General features: G+C 32.7%; 20 protein-coding genes and 3 pseudogenes. 19 read left to right on the top strand and 4 right to left on the bottom strand.

The annotated features are described in order from the left end of the window. Nucleotides 1-44 precede the first annotated feature (44 nt). On the top strand, nt 45-1,628 hold the full coding sequence (locus MHH59_RS11965; RefSeq protein ID WP_340851256.1) for an aminotransferase class V-fold PLP-dependent enzyme: 1,584 nt from the start codon (nt 45-47) through the stop codon (nt 1,626-1,628). 127 nt (nt 1,629-1,755) lie between these two features. Here MHH59_RS11965 and MHH59_RS11970 read toward each other — a convergent pair whose 3' ends face one another. Continuing rightward, the gene (locus MHH59_RS11970; RefSeq protein ID WP_002127410.1) at nt 1,756-1,893 is read right to left on the bottom strand and encodes a DUF3956 domain-containing protein; all 138 of its coding nucleotides are present in this window, start codon (nt 1,891-1,893) and stop codon (nt 1,756-1,758) included. Between the two features lie 343 nt (nt 1,894-2,236). Here MHH59_RS11970 and MHH59_RS11975 point away from each other — a divergent pair, with 343 nt between their 5' ends. Continuing rightward, nucleotides 2,237-2,449 carry a hypothetical protein gene (locus MHH59_RS11975; protein ID WP_000416118.1) on the top strand — a complete coding sequence of 71 codons (213 nt, stop codon included), beginning with the start codon at nt 2,237-2,239 and terminating at the stop codon, nt 2,447-2,449. Between the two features lie 247 nt (nt 2,450-2,696). Here MHH59_RS11975 and MHH59_RS11980 read toward each other — a convergent pair whose 3' ends face one another. Continuing rightward, complete coding sequence (locus MHH59_RS11980; protein ID WP_002127411.1) at nt 2,697-3,026, bottom strand: YkvA family protein; 330 nt, start codon at nt 3,024-3,026, stop codon at nt 2,697-2,699. A gap of 217 nt (nt 3,027-3,243) precedes the next feature. Here MHH59_RS11980 and MHH59_RS11985 point away from each other — a divergent pair, with 217 nt between their 5' ends. The 12 genes and pseudogenes from MHH59_RS11985 (at nt 3,244) to MHH59_RS12040 (ending at nt 14,295) form a co-directional block, all read left to right on the top strand. After that, nucleotides 3,244-3,498, top strand: a complete 255-nt coding sequence (locus tag MHH59_RS11985) for a hypothetical protein (RefSeq protein ID WP_002127412.1) — start codon at nt 3,244-3,246, stop codon at nt 3,496-3,498. After that, nucleotides 3,452-4,460 (top strand): annotated as a pseudogene (locus MHH59_RS11990) (N-acetylmuramoyl-L-alanine amidase); the annotation flags it as partial. The gene MHH59_RS11985 and the pseudogene MHH59_RS11990, both read left to right, overlap by 47 nt. A gap of 42 nt (nt 4,461-4,502) precedes the next feature. Next, nucleotides 4,503-5,240: an exosporium leader peptide-containing protein gene (locus tag MHH59_RS11995; RefSeq protein ID WP_340852933.1), complete on the top strand. Its 738-nt coding sequence runs from the start codon at nt 4,503-4,505 to the stop codon at nt 5,238-5,240. 66 nt (nt 5,241-5,306) lie between these two features. After that, nucleotides 5,307-5,508: pseudogene (locus tag MHH59_RS12000) on the top strand (N-acetylmuramoyl-L-alanine amidase); the annotation flags it as partial. Between the two features lie 423 nt (nt 5,509-5,931). Beyond that, nucleotides 5,932-6,201, top strand: a complete 270-nt coding sequence (locus MHH59_RS12005) for a hypothetical protein (RefSeq protein ID WP_002127415.1) — start codon at nt 5,932-5,934, stop codon at nt 6,199-6,201. Nucleotides 6,202-6,274: 73 nt separating this feature from the next. After that, the gene (locus tag MHH59_RS12010) at nt 6,275-7,627 is read left to right on the top strand and encodes a DEAD/DEAH box helicase (RefSeq protein WP_002012917.1); all 1,353 of its coding nucleotides are present in this window, start codon (nt 6,275-6,277) and stop codon (nt 7,625-7,627) included. A 251-nt stretch (nt 7,628-7,878) separates the two neighbouring features. Beyond that, complete coding sequence (locus MHH59_RS12015) at nt 7,879-8,514, top strand: TetR/AcrR family transcriptional regulator (RefSeq protein WP_002032119.1); 636 nt, start codon at nt 7,879-7,881, stop codon at nt 8,512-8,514. A 64-nt stretch (nt 8,515-8,578) separates the two neighbouring features. Then, nucleotides 8,579-9,827, top strand: a pseudogene (locus tag MHH59_RS12020) (MFS transporter). A 6-nt stretch (nt 9,828-9,833) separates the two neighbouring features. After that, nucleotides 9,834-12,173 (top strand): ABC transporter permease, encoded by a 2,340-nt coding sequence (locus MHH59_RS12025; protein ID WP_078178767.1) that lies wholly within the window; start codon nt 9,834-9,836, stop codon nt 12,171-12,173. A gap of 12 nt (nt 12,174-12,185) precedes the next feature. Beyond that, on the top strand, nt 12,186-12,947 hold the full coding sequence (locus MHH59_RS12030) for an ABC transporter ATP-binding protein (RefSeq protein ID WP_002127420.1): 762 nt from the start codon (nt 12,186-12,188) through the stop codon (nt 12,945-12,947). A gap of 105 nt (nt 12,948-13,052) precedes the next feature. Beyond that, nucleotides 13,053-13,763, top strand: a complete 711-nt coding sequence (locus MHH59_RS12035) for a class I SAM-dependent methyltransferase (RefSeq protein WP_002127421.1) — start codon at nt 13,053-13,055, stop codon at nt 13,761-13,763. Between the two features lie 118 nt (nt 13,764-13,881). After that, the gene (locus MHH59_RS12040; RefSeq protein WP_002012925.1) at nt 13,882-14,295 is read left to right on the top strand and encodes a VOC family protein; all 414 of its coding nucleotides are present in this window, start codon (nt 13,882-13,884) and stop codon (nt 14,293-14,295) included. Nucleotides 14,296-14,471: 176 nt separating this feature from the next. Here the strand turns inward: MHH59_RS12040 and MHH59_RS12045 are convergent, their stop codons facing one another. After that, complete coding sequence (locus MHH59_RS12045) at nt 14,472-15,104, bottom strand: type 1 glutamine amidotransferase family protein (protein WP_002017047.1); 633 nt, start codon at nt 15,102-15,104, stop codon at nt 14,472-14,474. A 273-nt stretch (nt 15,105-15,377) separates the two neighbouring features. Here MHH59_RS12045 and MHH59_RS12050 point away from each other — a divergent pair, with 273 nt between their 5' ends. The 5 genes from MHH59_RS12050 to spoIISB all read left to right on the top strand — a co-directional run bounded on the left by MHH59_RS12050 (nt 15,378) and on the right by spoIISB (nt 18,315). Then, the gene (locus MHH59_RS12050) at nt 15,378-15,854 is read left to right on the top strand and encodes a MarR family winged helix-turn-helix transcriptional regulator (RefSeq protein ID WP_002017049.1); all 477 of its coding nucleotides are present in this window, start codon (nt 15,378-15,380) and stop codon (nt 15,852-15,854) included. Nucleotides 15,855-16,007: 153 nt separating this feature from the next. Beyond that, complete coding sequence (gene gpmA, locus MHH59_RS12055) at nt 16,008-16,745, top strand: 2,3-diphosphoglycerate-dependent phosphoglycerate mutase (RefSeq protein WP_002032137.1); 738 nt, start codon at nt 16,008-16,010, stop codon at nt 16,743-16,745. Nucleotides 16,746-17,084: 339 nt separating this feature from the next. Continuing rightward, nucleotides 17,085-17,825 carry a type II toxin-antitoxin system SpoIISA family toxin gene (locus MHH59_RS12060; RefSeq protein WP_002017051.1) on the top strand — a complete coding sequence of 247 codons (741 nt, stop codon included), beginning with the start codon at nt 17,085-17,087 and terminating at the stop codon, nt 17,823-17,825. A 112-nt stretch (nt 17,826-17,937) separates the two neighbouring features. After that, nucleotides 17,938-18,063, top strand: coding sequence for a hypothetical protein (locus MHH59_RS12065; protein WP_000588712.1), 126 nt, complete (start codon nt 17,938-17,940; stop codon nt 18,061-18,063). A 75-nt stretch (nt 18,064-18,138) separates the two neighbouring features. After that, nucleotides 18,139-18,315, top strand: a complete 177-nt coding sequence (gene spoIISB, locus MHH59_RS12070; protein ID WP_003189253.1) for a stage II sporulation protein SB — start codon at nt 18,139-18,141, stop codon at nt 18,313-18,315. A 20-nt stretch (nt 18,316-18,335) separates the two neighbouring features. Here spoIISB and MHH59_RS12075 read toward each other — a convergent pair whose 3' ends face one another. Further along, nucleotides 18,336-18,725 carry a YxeA family protein gene (locus MHH59_RS12075; RefSeq protein WP_078214330.1) on the bottom strand — a complete coding sequence of 130 codons (390 nt, stop codon included), beginning with the start codon at nt 18,723-18,725 and terminating at the stop codon, nt 18,336-18,338. Nucleotides 18,726-18,894: the final 169 nt, after the last annotated feature.

Raw genomic sequence — 18,894 nt, forward strand, 5'->3', positions numbered from 1 at the left:
ATCTCCACTTATAATTTTTATTAAATACATAAAGGAGATACAACATGGGGTTAATTTATAAAGTTGCTGATCAAGCTTGGGAATTTGAAAGTATACAAAAATTGAATTATAAAACATTTGTAGAAGAAATTCCGCAACATGAAGAAACGAAAGATCGTGTTCGTATAGATCGTTTCCATGAAGAAAATACATATTTAATTTGTTTAGATGACGATAAGTTAGTAGGTATGGTTGCATTGCGAGGAAAACGACCATTCTCGTTAGATTATAAAATTCCAAATCTAGATTTTTATTTGCAAGAACATGGAGAAAATGTATATGAAATTCGTTTACTTTCAGTAGAACGTGAATATCGAAATGGAAGAGCATTGTTAGGTTTAATTCGCTTTTTACATCGTTATTTGCTTCTAAATGGATATGAATTGGCACTCATTTCTGCTACAACACGTGAACTACCTTTATATGAGCAAATGGGATTCAAATCTTTCCATACGTTAGTTGGTACTGAAGAAGCAGCCTTCCAGCCAATGTATGTTACCCCAGCTATGTTTGAAGAGTCGAGTGTTGGGGGTATTATGACGAAAGAATATACGTTTTTACCTGGTCCAGTGGATATTGAAGAAAATGTTCGAAAGGCATTTTCTACTAAGCCTATTTCGCATCGTTCTAAGTCATTTCAAGTGACAATGGAAAATGTAAAAAAACGTTTACTGCAAATAACAAAAGCAAAACGTGTGCAAATAATGTTAGGAACAGGGACGTTAGCGAATGATGCCATTGCTTTACAGTTGAATTCTTTAAAAGGGAAAGGACTAGTTTTAACAAATGGGGAATTTGGAAATAGGTTAGTGGGACATGCAACACGTGCGCAATTACATTATGATACGCATAAAAAAGAAATGGCAGAGCCGTTTCTTTATACAGAATTAGAAAAAATAATGGCAACTGGAAATTATGAATGGCTTTGGTTTGTTCACCATGAAACATCAACTGGAATGTTAAATAATTTAGAAGAACTAAACATTCTTTGTAAAAAATATCAAATGAAACTATGTGTAGATTGTATAAGCTCAATTGGAGCAATACCAATAAATTTGAAGGATGTATATTTTGCAAGTGGTGTTAGCGGAAAAGGGATTAAATCATATACAGGATTATCTTTCGTTTTTCATAACCACATTGTAAAAGTAAACGAGGCAGTACCTGCTTATATGGACATTGGTATGTACGAAGAAAATGAAAGTATCCCATACTCCCATTCATGGAATTTAATTTATGCATTGCAAGAAGCATTGAAGCGACTTGAAGATGAAGAGGCATTTGAAAAAATAAAAGAGGCGTATGCTTATATTGAACAAGCTATTAATACTATGGGTTTAAAGCTTGTTTCACCTAAAGATCATGCCGCTCAAATTGTTCTTACCATTCAATTAAACGAAGGGCAGTGTTCTAAGGCAGTAGGTGATGCATTAGCATTACAAGGATATATTGTTCATTATGAATCAGCATATTTACAAAAGAATAACTGGATTCAAATAGCATGTCTGAATCACTATAAAGAACGTGATATGAAGAGGATGTTAAATTGTTTGCAGATGTGTGTGTTAAAGAAAGTTCTTTTAACGTAAATGCTTGTATATTTATTATATAATTTCTACAAGGCTATGAGTCACACTTGCTAAGTGTATAGAAGTGCATTCTTTGACAAGAGTTTAAAAGAGAGCGAAAGCTCTCTTTTAAACTTACTTAAATGAATTACCCACAGATTGGAATACCGAGAACTCTCAAAGCTAGTGCTACTTGAAGAGTAATTTCCAATCTAGCAATTTCGATGCCAGCAACTGTGAGTACTAAAAAAGGTTGGCCGTTTACGAACACAATACAACTTTCCATATATACGCCTCCTTTCTAGTGATCTACTACAGTATATGAATGAAACTGTAATACGTTATAGTTGGATTTATGAATTTTATAAAAATAATAGATTTACCCTATGTTTACGAAACAAATGGAGTTTCATAGTGTTAATAATTTAATTGTTAGACAAGGAAGCATCTATAATAAGATGCTTTTTATTATATTTACGTTTCAGCGTGACAATAAATAAAGTTAATCAATGACGAATTGAGAGGGAAATATATTGATAAATATTTGTATGAGGTAAACTAAGAAGGTTTTAGAAAAACGAAAAGGAATTTTTATACTTGTAACATAAAAATTCTAGGGGGATGTTAATATGGAAAAAACTATGATGGTAGAAACAACAAACATGATGATGTCTATGGAAAAAATGATGTGTGAAATGAAGTGTATGAAAATGATGATGAATAACATGATGCAAATGGATGTAGAAATGGATAAGGCAATGATGGTGAAAATGAATGAATGTGATGAAATGATGAAGACTACTATGTCTATGATGAAAGCGATGAAAGAGAAATGTTGTTGAAGTAGCAAAGTATAGCGTAAAATGATGATGATCTTGTAAATTTAAATTAGTAAAGAGCCTGTTTTAGTTGGTAAATTAAAATAGGCTCTTTTAACTATTGTTCAAAAATAAATTGAGTTGACAAAAAAGAACTAAAAGATTATTTTAGTTCTTTTTTCTGTATTAACACTGTTCAAATCATTTGTTTAAAAGCTATAGATGATGGTTAGGCAGTGAGAAAAGACAAGTAAGAGCCTATCTTTCTTCGTTAAATGTGTGCTGAAGTAAATAATGACTCCATTTTTACTTTGCTCTTCTCTCGAATTTCAGCATCCGCATGTCGCATAACATATTTATGCGCTACAGCGATTGCTAAAACATCATCTAATAAGCCAATCCCAATAATAGCAGCTATATCTGGAATGAAATCGATTGTTAATACGTAATAGGATAAAGCGGCTAATATAATGAGTTTCGCTTTAGTAGGTAACTCTTTCTTTTTCATTGTGTAAAATAAAATAATACTTTCATATACGCTGGATTTACCGAGGTTTACTGAGCTTTTTTTGAATTTTTTCCAAAGTGTCTGTTTCTCCATATAAACACTCCTTTTCCAAAAAATAGATTTTTTAAAAGGATGGACAAAGAAGCGAAAGAATAATCAATTTTATTGTTTTTTCTTATTGTATATTTCGATATTTATAAGCGAATACCTGTTCAAAATAAAACAATGCTTGTTAAGCGGATACGAATATGGAGATGGATGAAGAGAAAATCTGTTTTGGAAAGCAAATAAGTTTCCGATAGAGGTTTCAATGAATTATTTGCGTTCTGCAACGAAGGCAGAAAAAACTTTTGATTTCTTAATATCAGCTATCTTGACAATAATTATTAGATTGTTTATAGCGTATATGAATCCGAATACAACAATAATATTGAAAGGAATTAAGGATATAAATAATCAATCACTTACATTCATTCCAATTTTAGCTGGTTTTAATATAGCTAATTACCTCGTTCCTTATGATTCTAGTACTTGCTGGTTCATTTGCTACAAGTATTTTTGCTGATAGAACGTTTTTTATCCCTAATTTACCAAAACAACCATATCGTTTTGGCGTAGGTGTTTATGAGGGCGTAGTAGCTCATAGTACAGCGACTTCTGAAATATTCAAAAGTATGAATCTCGTACATGAAGAAACGCATTTGTTCAATATGCTGTTGATTGAGATGAAACAATCCAAATCGCTAATATAAAATACATTACATATGGCGGTGGACCTGCTGCTAATAAACGATTTGTACATGTAGAGTTATGTGAAACAGCAGACCATACAAAGCTCGAGCGTTCATATGAAAAATACGTAAAACTTTTAGCGGAAATCTTAAAAGATAACAAGTTATCTGTAGGAAAAGGATTGTGGATTCACTACGATGTGATTAAATATCTTGGCGGTACAGATCATGAAGATCAACTTGATTATTTAAAATCTCATGGGGGATCAGGAGCTCAATCCCGTGCTGATGTACAACGCGCATACAATAATTCTAGTGTGGATGTTTCTGTACCTGAAAGCCACCTAAACCAACAGAAGTACCAACAGCTGTAACCGATGGTATAGCTTATATTGAAGGCTACAACGTTAATTTACGTAAAGGACCAGACACAAGCTATTCTAAGATTCGTCAACTAAATAAATCAGAAGCTTATGTTGAATGGGGCGAAAAGCCTGGTTGGTTAAACCTTGGTGGAGAGCAATGGATTAAGAACAATCCATCCTATGTGAAGTTTAGTAAGAAAAGTACAGTAGATTCTTCTATTGTAGGAAAGCGTGTTGTTTCTAAAGTTAACATTCTACGTTTCTATGATGCTCGATCTTGGCAGGATAAAGACGTGGATGGTTTTGTAGATGTAGGTGAGGCGTTTACAATTTTTAGGAAGTTAAATATGGAAGGTTCAGTACAATTTAAGGTGCACAATAGTATAGGGAAAACATATTATATTACGATCAATGAAGTTTATGTATTTGTAACTGTATTACTACAGTATAGTACACTCATAGGAGGTAGTTATGTGTTTGATAAAAATGAAATACAAAAGATAAATGGGATACTTCAAGCTAATACATTAAATCCAAATTTAATTGGCCCTACACTTCCCCCAATCCCACCATTTACTTTACCCACAGGTCCAACAGGAGGGACAGGCCCAACGGGAGTAACGGGTCCAACGGGAGTAACGGGTCCAACAGGAGTAACGGGTCCAACAGGAGTAACGGGTCCAACGGGAGTAACGGGTCCAACAGGAGGAACTGAAGGTTGTCTTTGTGATTGCTGTGTTTTACCTATGCAAAGCGTTTTACAACAACTTATTGGAGAAACTGTTATTCTTGGCACTATTGCAGACACACCCAACACGCCCCCGCTTTTCTTTCTATTTACTATCACTTCTGTGAATGATTTTTTAGTTACAGTTACAGATGGCACCACAACCTTTGTGGTCAATATATCTGATGTAACAGGGGTAGGTTTTTTACCACCAGGACCACCTATTACATTACTTCCACCTACTGATGTAGGATGCGAGTGTGAATGTCGTGAACGACCAATTAGACAATTACTGGATGCGTTTATCGGATCTACAGTAAGTCTTTTAGCAAGTAATGGTTCTATTGCAGCAGATTTTAGCGTGGAACAAACAGGACTTGGGATAGTACTAGGGACATTACCTATAAATCCAACTACAACCGTTAGGTTTGCAATTTCAACTTGTAAAATTACAGCTGTGAATATAACCCCTATTATGATGTAGTCTATTTCTTTCAGAAGTATCTGTTGCTACTCGATAAGAAAAGCACAGTTTATTTGTCCACCTTGAAAACGTATTGTTTTCAAAGTGGACAATCTACGTTTCTAGGATGCTCCATCTTGGAAATATAAAGATGGAGCTGGTTCTGTAGATGCAGGGATTTATGATTGATGCAAAAGTGAGTGTCAATGGTTCGCCACAGTACAAAGCACACAGCAGTAAAGGGAAAACATACTATGTTATTGCAAATGAAGCCTATTTATTCATCTAACGCACTATACCTTCATGAGTAATTAACCATGCCACCTTACTCTTTCTATATCTTTCATTTGTAAATTTCTTACTACTATATTATTGGCGTACAATATATGGCTAAATGTATCTAAATGGTTTTCTAAACGGACAAAATTCCCAAATTGATATGGTAAGGCTATAAAAACTATAATGAAAAATAATAAATATCTCTAATGCACTATTAGGATTTTTCCATTCTATATTGCAAATCTTCTTTCTAAAAGATAAGCTCATATGCTAAATCAAAATGAAGGTTATATAATGCTTTCGTATTACATATTAAATTGTAGAACTTAGTTCCTTGATGTACATATTGGTGTAATTTATTTTGAATTGGTGAAACAATGATTTTTAACATTCCTTTAATATCTTCATTAAAGAAGTTATAGGAGGGAATAACTTGGACTCATTATTTGATGTAATAGCAAATGTTATTTTATTTTATCCTCGAAATGACATGAAATTAAAACACCATATTGCCAAATTAAGCGAATTTGAGTGGTTTCGAAAGTTACACGAAGATACAAAGTATACAAGTTTAATTTGGAGTAATAGGAAAATCAAGAAGTATATTTTGAATTCTACAAATATGGAAGCAATAATAAATTCCGAGAAAAAACAAAAAGAATTTGTTCATCTAGTACAGGATGAATATAAAAAAAGAAGATAAGAATTTTTTTATTTTTCATATTTGGCGAAACAAATGGTACAATGAAAGCTAATGTGAAAAATAAGGAAAAGAAGTGGTCTATTTGAAAAACTTTTTAGAATTAGGAATTAGTGAAACTTTTAATCATACATTACGTGAAAATGGAATTACAGAAGCAACACCGATTCAGGAGAAGGCAATTCCTGTTATTATGTCAGGTAAAGATATTATTGGGCAGGCGAAAACAGGAACGGGTAAAACGTTAGCATTCGTGTTACCGATTTTAGAAAAAATCGATCCAGAGTCTAGTGATGTTCAGGCTTTAATTGTTGCACCAACAAGGGAACTAGCACTGCAAATTACAACTGAAATTAAAAAAATGCTTGTTCAAAGAGAAGATATTAATGTACTAGCGATATATGGCGGACAAGATGTAGCACAACAATTAAGAAAATTAAAAGGTAATACACATATAGTTGTTGCGACACCAGGACGATTATTAGATCATATACGTCGTGAAACAATTGATTTAAGTAATCTTTCAACAATTGTACTAGATGAAGCGGATCAAATGCTTTATTTCGGATTCTTATATGATATTGAAGATATTTTAGATGAGACACCTGATAGTAAACAAACGATGTTATTCTCAGCAACGATGCCAAAAGATATTAAAAAATTGGCGAAACGTTATATGGAAGAGCCGCAAATGATTCAAGTACAAAGTGAAGAAGTAACGGTAGATACAATTGAGCAGCGTGTCATTGAGACGACAGATCGTGCAAAGCCAGATGCACTTCGTTTTGTTATGGATCGTGATCAGCCATTTTTGGCAGTTATTTTCTGTCGTACAAAGGTTAGAGTAAGTAAGCTGTATGATAATTTAAAAGGACTAGGTTATAATTGTGCTGAACTTCATGGTGATATACCTCAAGCGAAACGTGAAAGAGTCATGAAGAGTTTCCGCGAAGCTAAAATTCAGTACTTAATTGCGACTGATGTAGCAGCTCGTGGACTTGATGTAGATGGTGTAACGCACGTATTTAACTTTGATATCCCTGAAGATGTAGAAAGTTATATTCACCGCATTGGCCGAACAGGACGTGCAGGTGGATCAGGTCTTGCAATTACGTTCGTTGCAGCGAAAGATGAAAAACATTTAGAAGAAATTGAAAAAACGCTTGGTGCACCAATACAAAGACAAATAATCGAACAACCGATGATAAAAAATGTAGATGAAAATGGAAAACCGGTACAAAAGCCGGCTCCAAAGAAATCAGGTCAATATCGTCAAAGAGATAGCCGTGAAGGTTCAAGAAGTGGTTCAAAAGGTGGTCCAAGAAACGATTCAAGAAATAGTTCGAGAAATGATAACAATCGATCATTTAATAAGCCAAGTAATAAGAAAAGTAGTACAAAACAAGGTCAGCAAAGACGTGGCCGTTAAATAGTTATTATTCAAAAAGAGTCGCAAAGTGTTGCGGCTCTTTTAGTTTTTATACAACGAAGTCGATATAAGTACAAGGGTGATTGCATAAAAACAACCTTTGAAATTTCATTTACCGTATTAAATAATTTAAAATTCATAAAGGAAATATAAAGTAGGTTGTTGTATATGTACGATAACAGGAAACTTTTCACATACTAAACATATACTTTAAATAAACCGACAGTCGGTCCGTAGGAAGGAGTACATGAATGAGGATCGTAAAAGAATATGGGGAGCGTAGAAATGAAATTTTAGAAACTGCTGAACGTTTGTTTGTTACAAAAGGGTATACGAAAACTACAGTAAATGACATTTTAAGAGAGATTGGTATAGCAAAGGGGACGTTTTATCATTATTTTAAGTCGAAAGAAGAAGTAATGGATGAAATTATTATGAGGATTATTAAAGCGGATGTTGCTAAAGCGAAAGCAATTGTCTCTAACCCTAATATCCCAGTTTTGGATAAGTTATTTCGAGTTTTAATGGAACAATCACCAAAATCAGGAGATGTAAAAGATAAAATGATTGAACAATTTCATCAGCCAAATAATGCGGAAATGCATCAAAAAAGTATAGTACAATCAATTATTCATTTATCTCCTGTTTTAGCAGAGATTTTAGAACAAGGAATCGCTGAAGGCATATTTTCTACTCCATACCCACAAGAAACGATTGAATTATTACTCTCTTCAGCACAAGTCATATTTGATGAGGGTTTATTCCAGTGGAAGCCGGAAGAAATGATGAGGAGAGCTAAAGCTTATATCAAAATGATGGAAGCATCTGTTGGAGCGAAAGAGGGAGCCTTTGATTACATGGTGGAGGTTTTAATCAAACAGAAATAGTAATTTTCTGTTTGGATATTATCGACCGACAGTCGGTCTGAATCGAATGAAAGGTGTGATAAGGATGTCAGCTAGTATAAGGTCTTCGATGAAAGATTTTCACTTAATGGTGAGTGGACAAATTATTACTATTTTAGGTTCAACACTTTTACGTTTTGCCCTGTCATTATATGTGCTAGATATAACAGGGCGTGCTGATATATTCGCAGGATTATATGCGGTAACGAGTATTCCGTTTTTGCTAGCCCCTCTTGGCGGAGCGATAGCAGATCGTTTCAATCGCCGTAATTTAATGGTTATTTTTGATTTTATCAACGCTGCGATTGTATTAAGCTTTATAATTTTGTTATTTACTGGACCTGTATCTATTATATTAATTGGAACAATTATGTTTTTACTAGCAGTCGTTAGTGCAATGTATTCACCTGTTGTAATGGCGAGTATTCCGCAATTAGTTCCAGAGAATAAGTTAGAGCAAGCGAACGAACGGTATCGTAAATGGTGTGCAAGCATTATCGAATATAGTTGCTCCTGTATTAGGAGGAATACTGTACGGCATAATTGGTTTGAAAATGCTCGTAATAATAAGTTGTCTTGCTTTCTTTTTATCTGCGATTTTAGAAATGTTTATTAAAATACCTTTTATAAAAAGAGCGCGAGAAAGCCATATAATACCGACAATTGTAAAGGATATGAAAGAAGGATTTATATATGTTTTAAAACAACCATTTATTTTGAAATCTATGCTTTTAGCTGCATTACTAAATTTAATACTTACACCGCTATTTGTTGTTGGCGCTCCAATTATTATACGAGTAACAATGGAAAGTAGCGACACGTTATACGGAATTGGAATGGGATTGATCGATTTTGCTACTATTTTAGGTGCATTATCGATAGGTTTTTTTGCGAAAAAGCTACAGATGAAAACATTGTATTACTGGATGCTTTTAATAGCTTTATTAGTACTACCAATGGCACTATCAGTTACGCCAGTTATTCTTAATTTAGGATACTATCCACCATTTATCCTCTTTATACTTTCTTCTATTCTAATTGCAATGATCGTGACAATTGTATCCATCTATGTGATTACTGTAGTCCAAAAGAAAACACCAAATGAAAACCTAGGAAAAGTAATGGCAATTATAACAGCGGTATCTCAATGTATGGCACCAATTGGGCAAGTCATTTATGGTTTTATGTTTGAAGGATTCAGTATGAAAATTTATTTACCTATATTATTTATTAGTTTCATAATGATAATAATAGCGATAGTGACGAAGAAAATATTATGGAATGAAGGGAACTAGCTCCATATGATTAGGAGAATGTTAAAAAGAGATTTCTCTCAAAATAAAATGATAATTACCATTCTATTTATGTTTATCATGTTATCAAGTCTTTTAATCGCAAGTGCTTCAAGTAACGTTATAAATCTATTGAACTCAACGGATCAATTGTTTAAAGTATCAAACGCACCGCACTTCGTACAAATGCATGCCGGAGAAATAAACCAAAAGTCAATTGATTCATTTGTAGCGCAAACTCCTTTTGTAAAAAAACAACAAACAGCAGAGATGGTTCAAATAGGCGGATCTAACATTTTTATAAAGAAGAAAAATCAAGCGGAACATAATAGTGTAATGGACATTAGCTTTGTTAAGCAAAATACTATTTTTGACTTTTTATTAGATTTAAATAATGAATTGATCGATGTTAGGAAAGGAGAAATAGGTGTACCAATTTATTATATGCAAAAATATCATTTGCGTATTGGAGATAAAATTTGGGTTGTTAAAAATAATAATGAGCTAGAATTTACTATTTCGGCATTTGTTCGTGATGTTCAAATGAACCCATCACTTGTTAGTTCAAAACGATTTGTAATAAGCGATGAAGACTTCGAAAGAATAAAGGGGAATTTTGGAGAAAGTGAATATCTTATTGAATTCCAGCTAACAGATTTAAATAAAATAAATGAATTTGAAACTTTATACCAGTCATCAAACTTACCTCAAAAAGGTCCCTCTATTACGTATTCACTCTTTAAAACACTCAATTCATTAACAGATGGAATAATAGCTGCAGTACTTATCATAATAAGTGCATTATTAATGCTAATCGCGATTTTATGTATTAGATTTACGATTATTACTTCAATGGAAGAAGATTATCGGGAAATTGGTGTTATGAAAGCTATCGGCATTCAAAGTAAAGATATTCAAAAACTATATGTAACAAAATATGTTGTTATTTCCGCTATCGGATGTATATGTGGATATATCCTTTCGTTATTTGTTACAAAAATATTTACCTCTAACATCGCACTTTATATGGGGACAGCTAATAAAAGTATTTTATATTATGTTGTGCCATTGATAGTCACAACATTGTTATTTCTAGCCGTTATCCTTTTTTGCCGCATCATTTTGTGGAATTTTAGGAGAATTACAGCAATAGACGCTTTACGATCAAGAGATAAACTAGGAAAAAGAAAGATTAGAAGATTTTTTTCTCTCTATCAAACTAAAATTACAAATGTAAATATATTTATTGGTATACAAGATGTAGTGAAACGATTTAAGTTATATCGAGTATTAAGTATCGTTTTAATTATTGCAGTGTTCATGATTGTTGTACCAGTTAACTTTTTGTACACGATTCAGTCACCGCAATTTGTTAATTATATGGGAACAGGAAAGAGTGATATGCGAATAGATTTACAGCAATCTGAAAATATAGAAAAACGGTTTAATGACGTTATATCGTATATCGGAAACGATGAAGAGGTAGAAAAATATGCAGCATTTGTAACGAGTACATTTAAAATGGTGAAAGCTGATGGTACAAATGGAAATTTAAATGTAGAAGTGGGAGATTTCGCCCAATTTCCAATAGAATATGTTAAAGGTATGGCACCAAAAAATGAAAATGAGATCGCTCTCTCTTATATGAACGCAAATGAATTAAAAAAGAATATAGGGGATGAAATCGTTTTATTTGTAGAAGGAAAAGAGAAAATGCTAACTATTAGTGGTATATATCAAGATGTAACGAATGGAGGAAAAACAGCTAAAGCGAGTTTTTCTTACAATAAAGAAGATATATTATGGTACGTAGTAAATGTAGATATGAAACCCAAAGTGAATCTACAAGAAAAAGTGAAGGAGTATAAACAAAATTTAAATTCTGCAAAAATAACAGATACGGATAATTATTTATCTCAAACTTTAGGAGAGACAATCAAACAATTAAGACTGGTGACACAAGTGGCAATTTTGATTGCTATATTGATATCGGTTTTAATAACTGCGATGTTTTTTAAAATGTTATTGGTAAAAGATTCTTCGCAAATATTAATTATGAAAAGTATCGGCTTTTCCTACAAAGATATTCGTATACAATATGTTACTCGTTCTATTGCTATAGTATTAGTAGGTATTTTAACAGGGGCATTTATAGCTGCTACGTTTGGAGAAACACTAATAAGCTGGTTAGGTTCATTTATGGGAGCAGCTCACATAAAGTTTGTTGTTAATCCAATCATTTCTTATGTAATATGTCCAGCTATTTTATTTATATCTGTGACCGTAGCAACACTTTTTAGTAGTTTTACAGTGAAACAAAAAAATGATTTAAAGCTAAATGGGGAGTAGGAGGTGTGTAATTTGAAAAAAATTTTAGAAGTAAAACAATTAAATAAAAAATACGCAATGGATGGAAATAAAACTTGCCATATGTTAAAAAATATAAATTTAGAGATTTATGAGGGAGAGTTTATATCGGTCATGGGACCTTCTGGTTCAGGGAAATCGACGTTACTATATAATATTAGCGGAATGGATCAAATGTCATCAGGAAGTGTGAAAGTTGATAGTAAAGAAATAACATGTATGAAAGAAGAAGTGTTAGCAAAATTACGACTCAGCGAAATGGGATTTATTTTTCAACAGAGCAATCTTCTTAGAAATTTGAATCTTTTTGATAATATAGTTTTGCCTGCGTATTTAGCAAAAGTTGAGAGCAGGAAAATAATAAATAAACGTGCACTTGAATTGATGAAGAAAACGGGAATTAGTCAAATTGCAACTAATAATATAACTGAAGCATCAGGAGGAGAATTGCAAAGGGTATCTATTTGTAGAGCACTCATAAATAAACCTAATATTATTTTTGCTGACGAACCAACGGGTGCTTTGAATTTAAAAGCGACAGAAGAAGTAATGGATATTTTAGCAAATATAAACCGTATGGGAACTACAATTTTGCTAGTTACTCATGACGTAAAGGTAGCAGCTAAAACAGAAAGAGTTCTTTTTATGGTGGACGGAGAAATTGTTAGCGAAATACAGATGGGTAAGTATAGAAACGATGATTTGAAGGTGCGAGAAGAGCAGTTGTTAAAATGGTTAACTGTACTTGGATTTTAAAGAGATAATATTTTTGACTCCTATTGAATATAGGAGTTTTTCTTTGTTTGAAAGTTTAAAAAGAGATATAATAATTTTCTGACTATTGATTATGGAGGGGTATAAATGAAAAGTGAAACGTTACACACTCAAGAAGATATATTAAAAATGCTTGATTCATTATTAAGACCCGCAGTACCATTTTGGAATGAATTTTACACGAATAGAGAAAAGGATGTTCCTTTTTTTGCAAATGTTCCAGATGAGAATTTAGTTTCATATATACAAACAGAATGGATTTCAAAAGAGAAAGTGTTAGAGCTTGGATGTGGTCCAGGAAGAAATGCAATTTATTTAGCGAAACAAGGGTTTGATGTAACAGCCGTAGATTTGTCTATAGAAGGAATTAATTGGGCCAAAGAGAGGGCGTTAGAAAACGGAATAGAAATACAATTTGTTTGTGAATCGATTTTTAATTTGGATTTTCAAGATGAATATGATTTTGTATATGATTCCGGTTGCTTGCATCACATTCCACCACATAGAAGAATGAATTATGTTGATCTAGTTAAAAACTCATTAAAATCGGGTGGTTATTTCGGATTAACATGTTTTGCAGCAGGTGATTTGAATGAGCGAAATGGATCGGAAATAACGGACTGGGATGTGTATAGAGGATGGAGTTTACAAGGTGGTCTTGCATATTCAGAAGAAAAGTTAAGAGAGATATTTAAAGAATTTGAAGTAATTGAAATTAGAAAAATGAAGCAAATTGAACAACCAAATAATATGTTTGGAGAATCATTTCTTTGGACAGCATTATTTAAGAAGAAATAAAACATAGATAATTGACAAACTCATCGTTTTTATAGACAATACACTTATGAGAATATACGTTCGGTTTTATTGTCCGATGTATGTTTTGCATAAATACATAACAAGGGGATGTCTCTAAATGGGTAACACAAATCAAAAAATCACTACGTTTTTAATGTTTGAGGGCAAAGCTGAGGAAGCGATGAATTTTTACACATCGCTATTTAATCAATCAGAAATTGTAAGTATCTCTCGTTATGATGAGAATGGACCAGGTAAAGAGGGAACTGTAATTCATGCAACTTTTACGCTAAATGGACAAGAGTTCATGTGTATTGATAGTTATGTAAAGCATGATTTTACATTCACCCCAGCTATGTCTCTTTATGTAACTTGTGATACGGAAGAGGAAATCGAAACCGTTTTTAATAAACTAGCACAAGATGGAAAAGTTCTTATGCCTTTAGGTTCATATCCGTTTAGTAAAAAGTTTGGCTGGTTAAATGATAAGTATGGTGTGTCTTGGCAGTTAACTCTTGCTGGAGATGAATAATTAAAATAATATGGTGATATTAATGTTATAAAAAATAAAAGGGATGATACAAGATAAATATGTATCATCCCTTTTATTTTTTGTTTTACAACCGTCATCGGTTGTATTTATAACGACTTTAGGGGTGCTCTTTAAGTTTTTTATATAATATAAAACTGCTAATTTAATTTTTCAGCTTATCTAGTAATTGAATTCATTAACTGGAAGAAGTATTCAGGCTTATAAGTTTTATTTAGGTTATACCATGAATGTAACGTATCTGGTGCAAATACATCAATTTTTTTCAATACTTCCATTGCAAATTCCAGAGGAGCTACTCCTGATGCAGTAATCAAATTTTCATCACATACTGCAGGTTCCATCTTATAAAGTTGTTCTCCTTTATAATTAGGACAAACCATTTTAATATATTCTAAATCATTGCTTGTATGTTTTCTAGAATCTAGGTATCCAAAATTCGCTAACCCCTCAGTTGCACCACAAATGGCAGCAACAATAGTGCCGAGTTTTAACGCTTCACCAATTTTTTTTAAGATAGGGTGATGAATGCTTTCCCCCCAAGTAGTCCCTCCAGGTAAAACTAAAAGATCGTTACTCTCAAGAGTACATTCATCCAGGGAAATATCTGGCTTTATGCTCAGTCCTCCCATCGTAGTAATAATTTCATTATTAGCTCCTACTGTAACTACCTTTAAAGGGGCTAACTCTTTTTTGAAATATCTTCCTGAGTTTAGTTCTGCAATTAAATGTCCATATTCCCAGTCTGACATCGTATTAAATACATAAAGATAAACTTTTTTTGTTTGCATACAATAACACTCCAATCACAATTGAGTTTTTCAAAAAAATATTAATAAATAAATTTTACAATATTTATCATTTGAATTTAACCTATTTCCTTAAGAATTCTTTAAAAAATAATTTGGATACTTTATTTGAAGGTATGGTTTACGAATTAAACAACCTTCAAAAATATAATAGTTGAAATTTGTTGGTTTTAGAATGAAGAAATTAGGCTCAATATACCAATTTAATTATTCATAATTGAGTTGTGGTATAATTTACATACAGGGGGAAAGTAGATGACACAACATAAAGAAGAGCAAATGAATGAGGCATTAGCATTATTTTACTTTGCATATAAAACTTTTACAGAAAAACCAGATGAAATAATAAAAGAGTATAGTATACAGCGTGTACATCATAGAATTCTGTTTTTTATCGCTCGTTTTCCAGGGCTTAGTGTAAATGAGCTGCTATCACTTTTAGAAATAAGTAAACAAGCTCTTCACGGACCGTTGCGCCAACTGTTAGATAAAGGACTTATTGAGAGTAATGAAGCTGCACATGATCGTCGTGTGAAACAGCTGTCTTTAACAGAAGAAGGAACAGACTTAGAGAAAAAACTGAGCGATGTTCAAAGAGAACAAATGGGAGCTATTTTCTCACAGTTTGGCGAATCATGTGAAGAAAATTGGCATCAAGTTATGAATGAAATGGCAAATAGCCGTTCAGGATTTGATGCATGGACGTCTAAGCGTGAAATACCAGTAGAATAAAAGATAGAAACAGTATCTTGTTTTGTAGTTTGAAAAATCATAAATTTTTATCTGTATATTTGGCAACTATGGATAAAAAATTCACATTGCCAAAAACTTTATATGTGTACGTATTGAAATTTTAAAATTCATATTTCCGAGAGGGGAATTATAATGATAAAACTTGTACTCATTCGTCACGGACAAAGTTTGTGGAATCTTGAAAATCGATTTACAGGATGGACAGATGTGGATTTATCAAAGAATGGATTAAGTGAAGCGAGAGAAGCAGGAACAATATTAAAAAAGAATGGATATACATTTGATGTTGCGTATACCTCGGTACTAAAACGAGCAATTCGTACATTATGGATTGTACTGCATGAAATGGATCTCACTTGGGTCCCTATACATAACTCATGGAAGTTGAATGAACGCCATTATGGTGCACTACAAGGATTGAATAAAGACGAAACTGCAAAAAAATATGGAGATGAACAAGTTCATATTTGGAGAAGAAGTATAGATGTGAGACCGCCTGCACTTACTGAAGATGATCCTCGATATGAGGCGAACAATCCAAGATATAAAACGTTAAAAAAAGATGAATTCCCATTGACTGAATGTTTAGAGGATACGGAGAAAAGAGTAGTTGATTATTGGCATTCAGAAATTGCACCGTCATTAAAAAGTGGTGAGAAAGTAATTATTTCATCGCACGGTAATACAATTCGTTCGCTAGTGAAATACTTAGACAATCTTTCAAGTGATGGTGTGGTTTCATTAAATATTCCAACTAGCATTCCGCTTGTTTATGAGTTAGATGAAAAATTACGTCCGATTCGTCATTATTACTTAAGTATGGATGGAGAAGTACCTGAAGGGGAAATTCCGAAACATATTTCTTTTTAACATGAAAATTTGAAACGCATGCTTGTCTACATATACAATGTAGATTCATGATAAAGTGAAACTTTAATCAGTGGAGGGTGTTCATCCCGCACTGATTATTAGCCTTCACCAATCGGGCTTTTTATGGGCAGTTGATCCCTCACCTAACGTCTTTGCTTTCGCTGAATTTTGAGGTGGGGGGTCTTACTGCCCGTTAATGCGGGATAAAAGACGTGGCCTGCTTCTAATGTATATGCGATGGTGCTAACTTTAGAAGGTTGTCCACGTCTTTTGTCATAAAGAGAGCTGTTTGTGCATGTAATGGTATCGTGAGTAGTTTTGGAATGGAGGGTGATGTGATTGACGATCTCTAACATTCGAATTGGCTTATTTATTTTAGCAATCGTCTTTATTGTTCTTGTTTTCTTTTATTGGAGAAATGAAGAGTTGTACGAGGAGAAGAAACAACGAATTCGAAAAACGTGGTACGGTTTGTTCATAACATCAGTCACAGTTTATTTCATGATAAAAGGAATAGATTTAACCCTCTGGAAAAATCTTTTAATGTTTACTGCGATGGTAATTTTCGTTGATATTGCATTCATTTTGACACCAAATATTTCAGAAATATGGGGCGCAAAATTCAGCGATATTGGAAAGACGGTCCAATCAATTAAAAGGTCATTAATTGCTTCAAAAGCAAGAGGAGAAATATATACGACAATTATTCAAAATGTGAATCCAACAGCCTTTGGGACAATGGAATGGCATACGGAAGAGGAATATACAAAAAGCTTAAACACATTTTTAGATTCATATGGGGAAAAGATTGGTGCGAAAATTGTTGTATTTGAAGCGGTGAAGGAATTAAATACAAACTTTCGTGGTATCCGCTCTCAATTTAGTATTATTGTTCCATTAGAACACATCGAGCAATTGAATGAGCAGAAAGCGGTGCAAGTAGAAAATGTCGGAATTATACCAGCAAAAATAGTTAGTGATGTTTTCATTGTTATTGATGGGAAGAAAAATAACCTTCAAGATCGAGATTTTGAAAATGTATATAATTTAACAATTCATCATAGTTATTTTAGTAAATAAGGACAGAATCTTTTTCTGTCCTTTTCACCTATACATAAAGGGAGAACAAATTCAGACAAGCTTGTATAAAATTGGACAATCATTCCTACACTAGCACGTAGAGGTGATTGTAGTGATAAAAGATTATGACAATGATTTTTTTAAAGAAGATAATGAAGATACAACAGATTTCTCTTTAATAAAAGGAGATACTTTGCAGCAAGTAGAAGAGTTAGAAGAAGAATTAAAAAGAAAATGATACGTGTACACTCTGTCTGCATTTGCTATATAATATAAATAAAAGGTTGTATCTTTTTGAAAAGGGGGAGAAGAGATGGCAGAAGTAAATGCTCAAAAATCTTCGTTTTTTAAAACTAAAAAAGAAGAATCAAATACAGATTTCTCTCTTGTGAAAGGTGCATTAACAGAAAATATAAATCGTTTAGAAAAACTTATGGATAGTAATAGTTCGAAATATGCTCGAGTGAAAAAAATACAGGAAAATGCATAAGAGCATTTTCCTGTATTTTTTTATTTTGCATTAAACTTTTCTTTTACTTTTGAAGGTAAATCCGCTTTTTGAATTTCTTCATAGGATTTTACTTCAATCGATGATATTTCATTTTTATCTTTATTTTCTTGGTCTACATAAATGCACAAAAATGCCTTTTCATTTAATTTTTGATCGTTTGATTGTTTTTTATTTCTAAATGTAATTTGTTTTCTTACTCCATCTTCATCATATGCCGGCAATGTGTAGTTCCGTAAGTTTCTACCTTCTATCTTTTCAATAAACCCTTCACCTTTTATCTGTACGTAATATACATCCTTACCGATTCTATTTAGAGAAGCTCTTTCGCACCCGATAGTTAAGTTGCAAAATAATAAACTTAGTGTAATAACAGATAAAAATTTTTTCATTTTCATTATCTCCTTTAAATTATGTATTTAAAGTATGCGGTTATTTTTTAAATAGAAAAATCGATTTTGATTACAGCACTCTTACAATCTTGTAAGAGTATAGCTTATTTACACTAAATTAAAAAATATGAGGATGGAATGAATAGGTTATAATGAATTTTTGAAATCT

It is taken from the genome of Bacillus sp. FSL E2-0195 (genome assembly GCF_038003645.1).
Classification (GTDB): domain Bacteria; phylum Bacillota; class Bacilli; order Bacillales; family Bacillaceae_G; genus Bacillus_A; species Bacillus_A mycoides.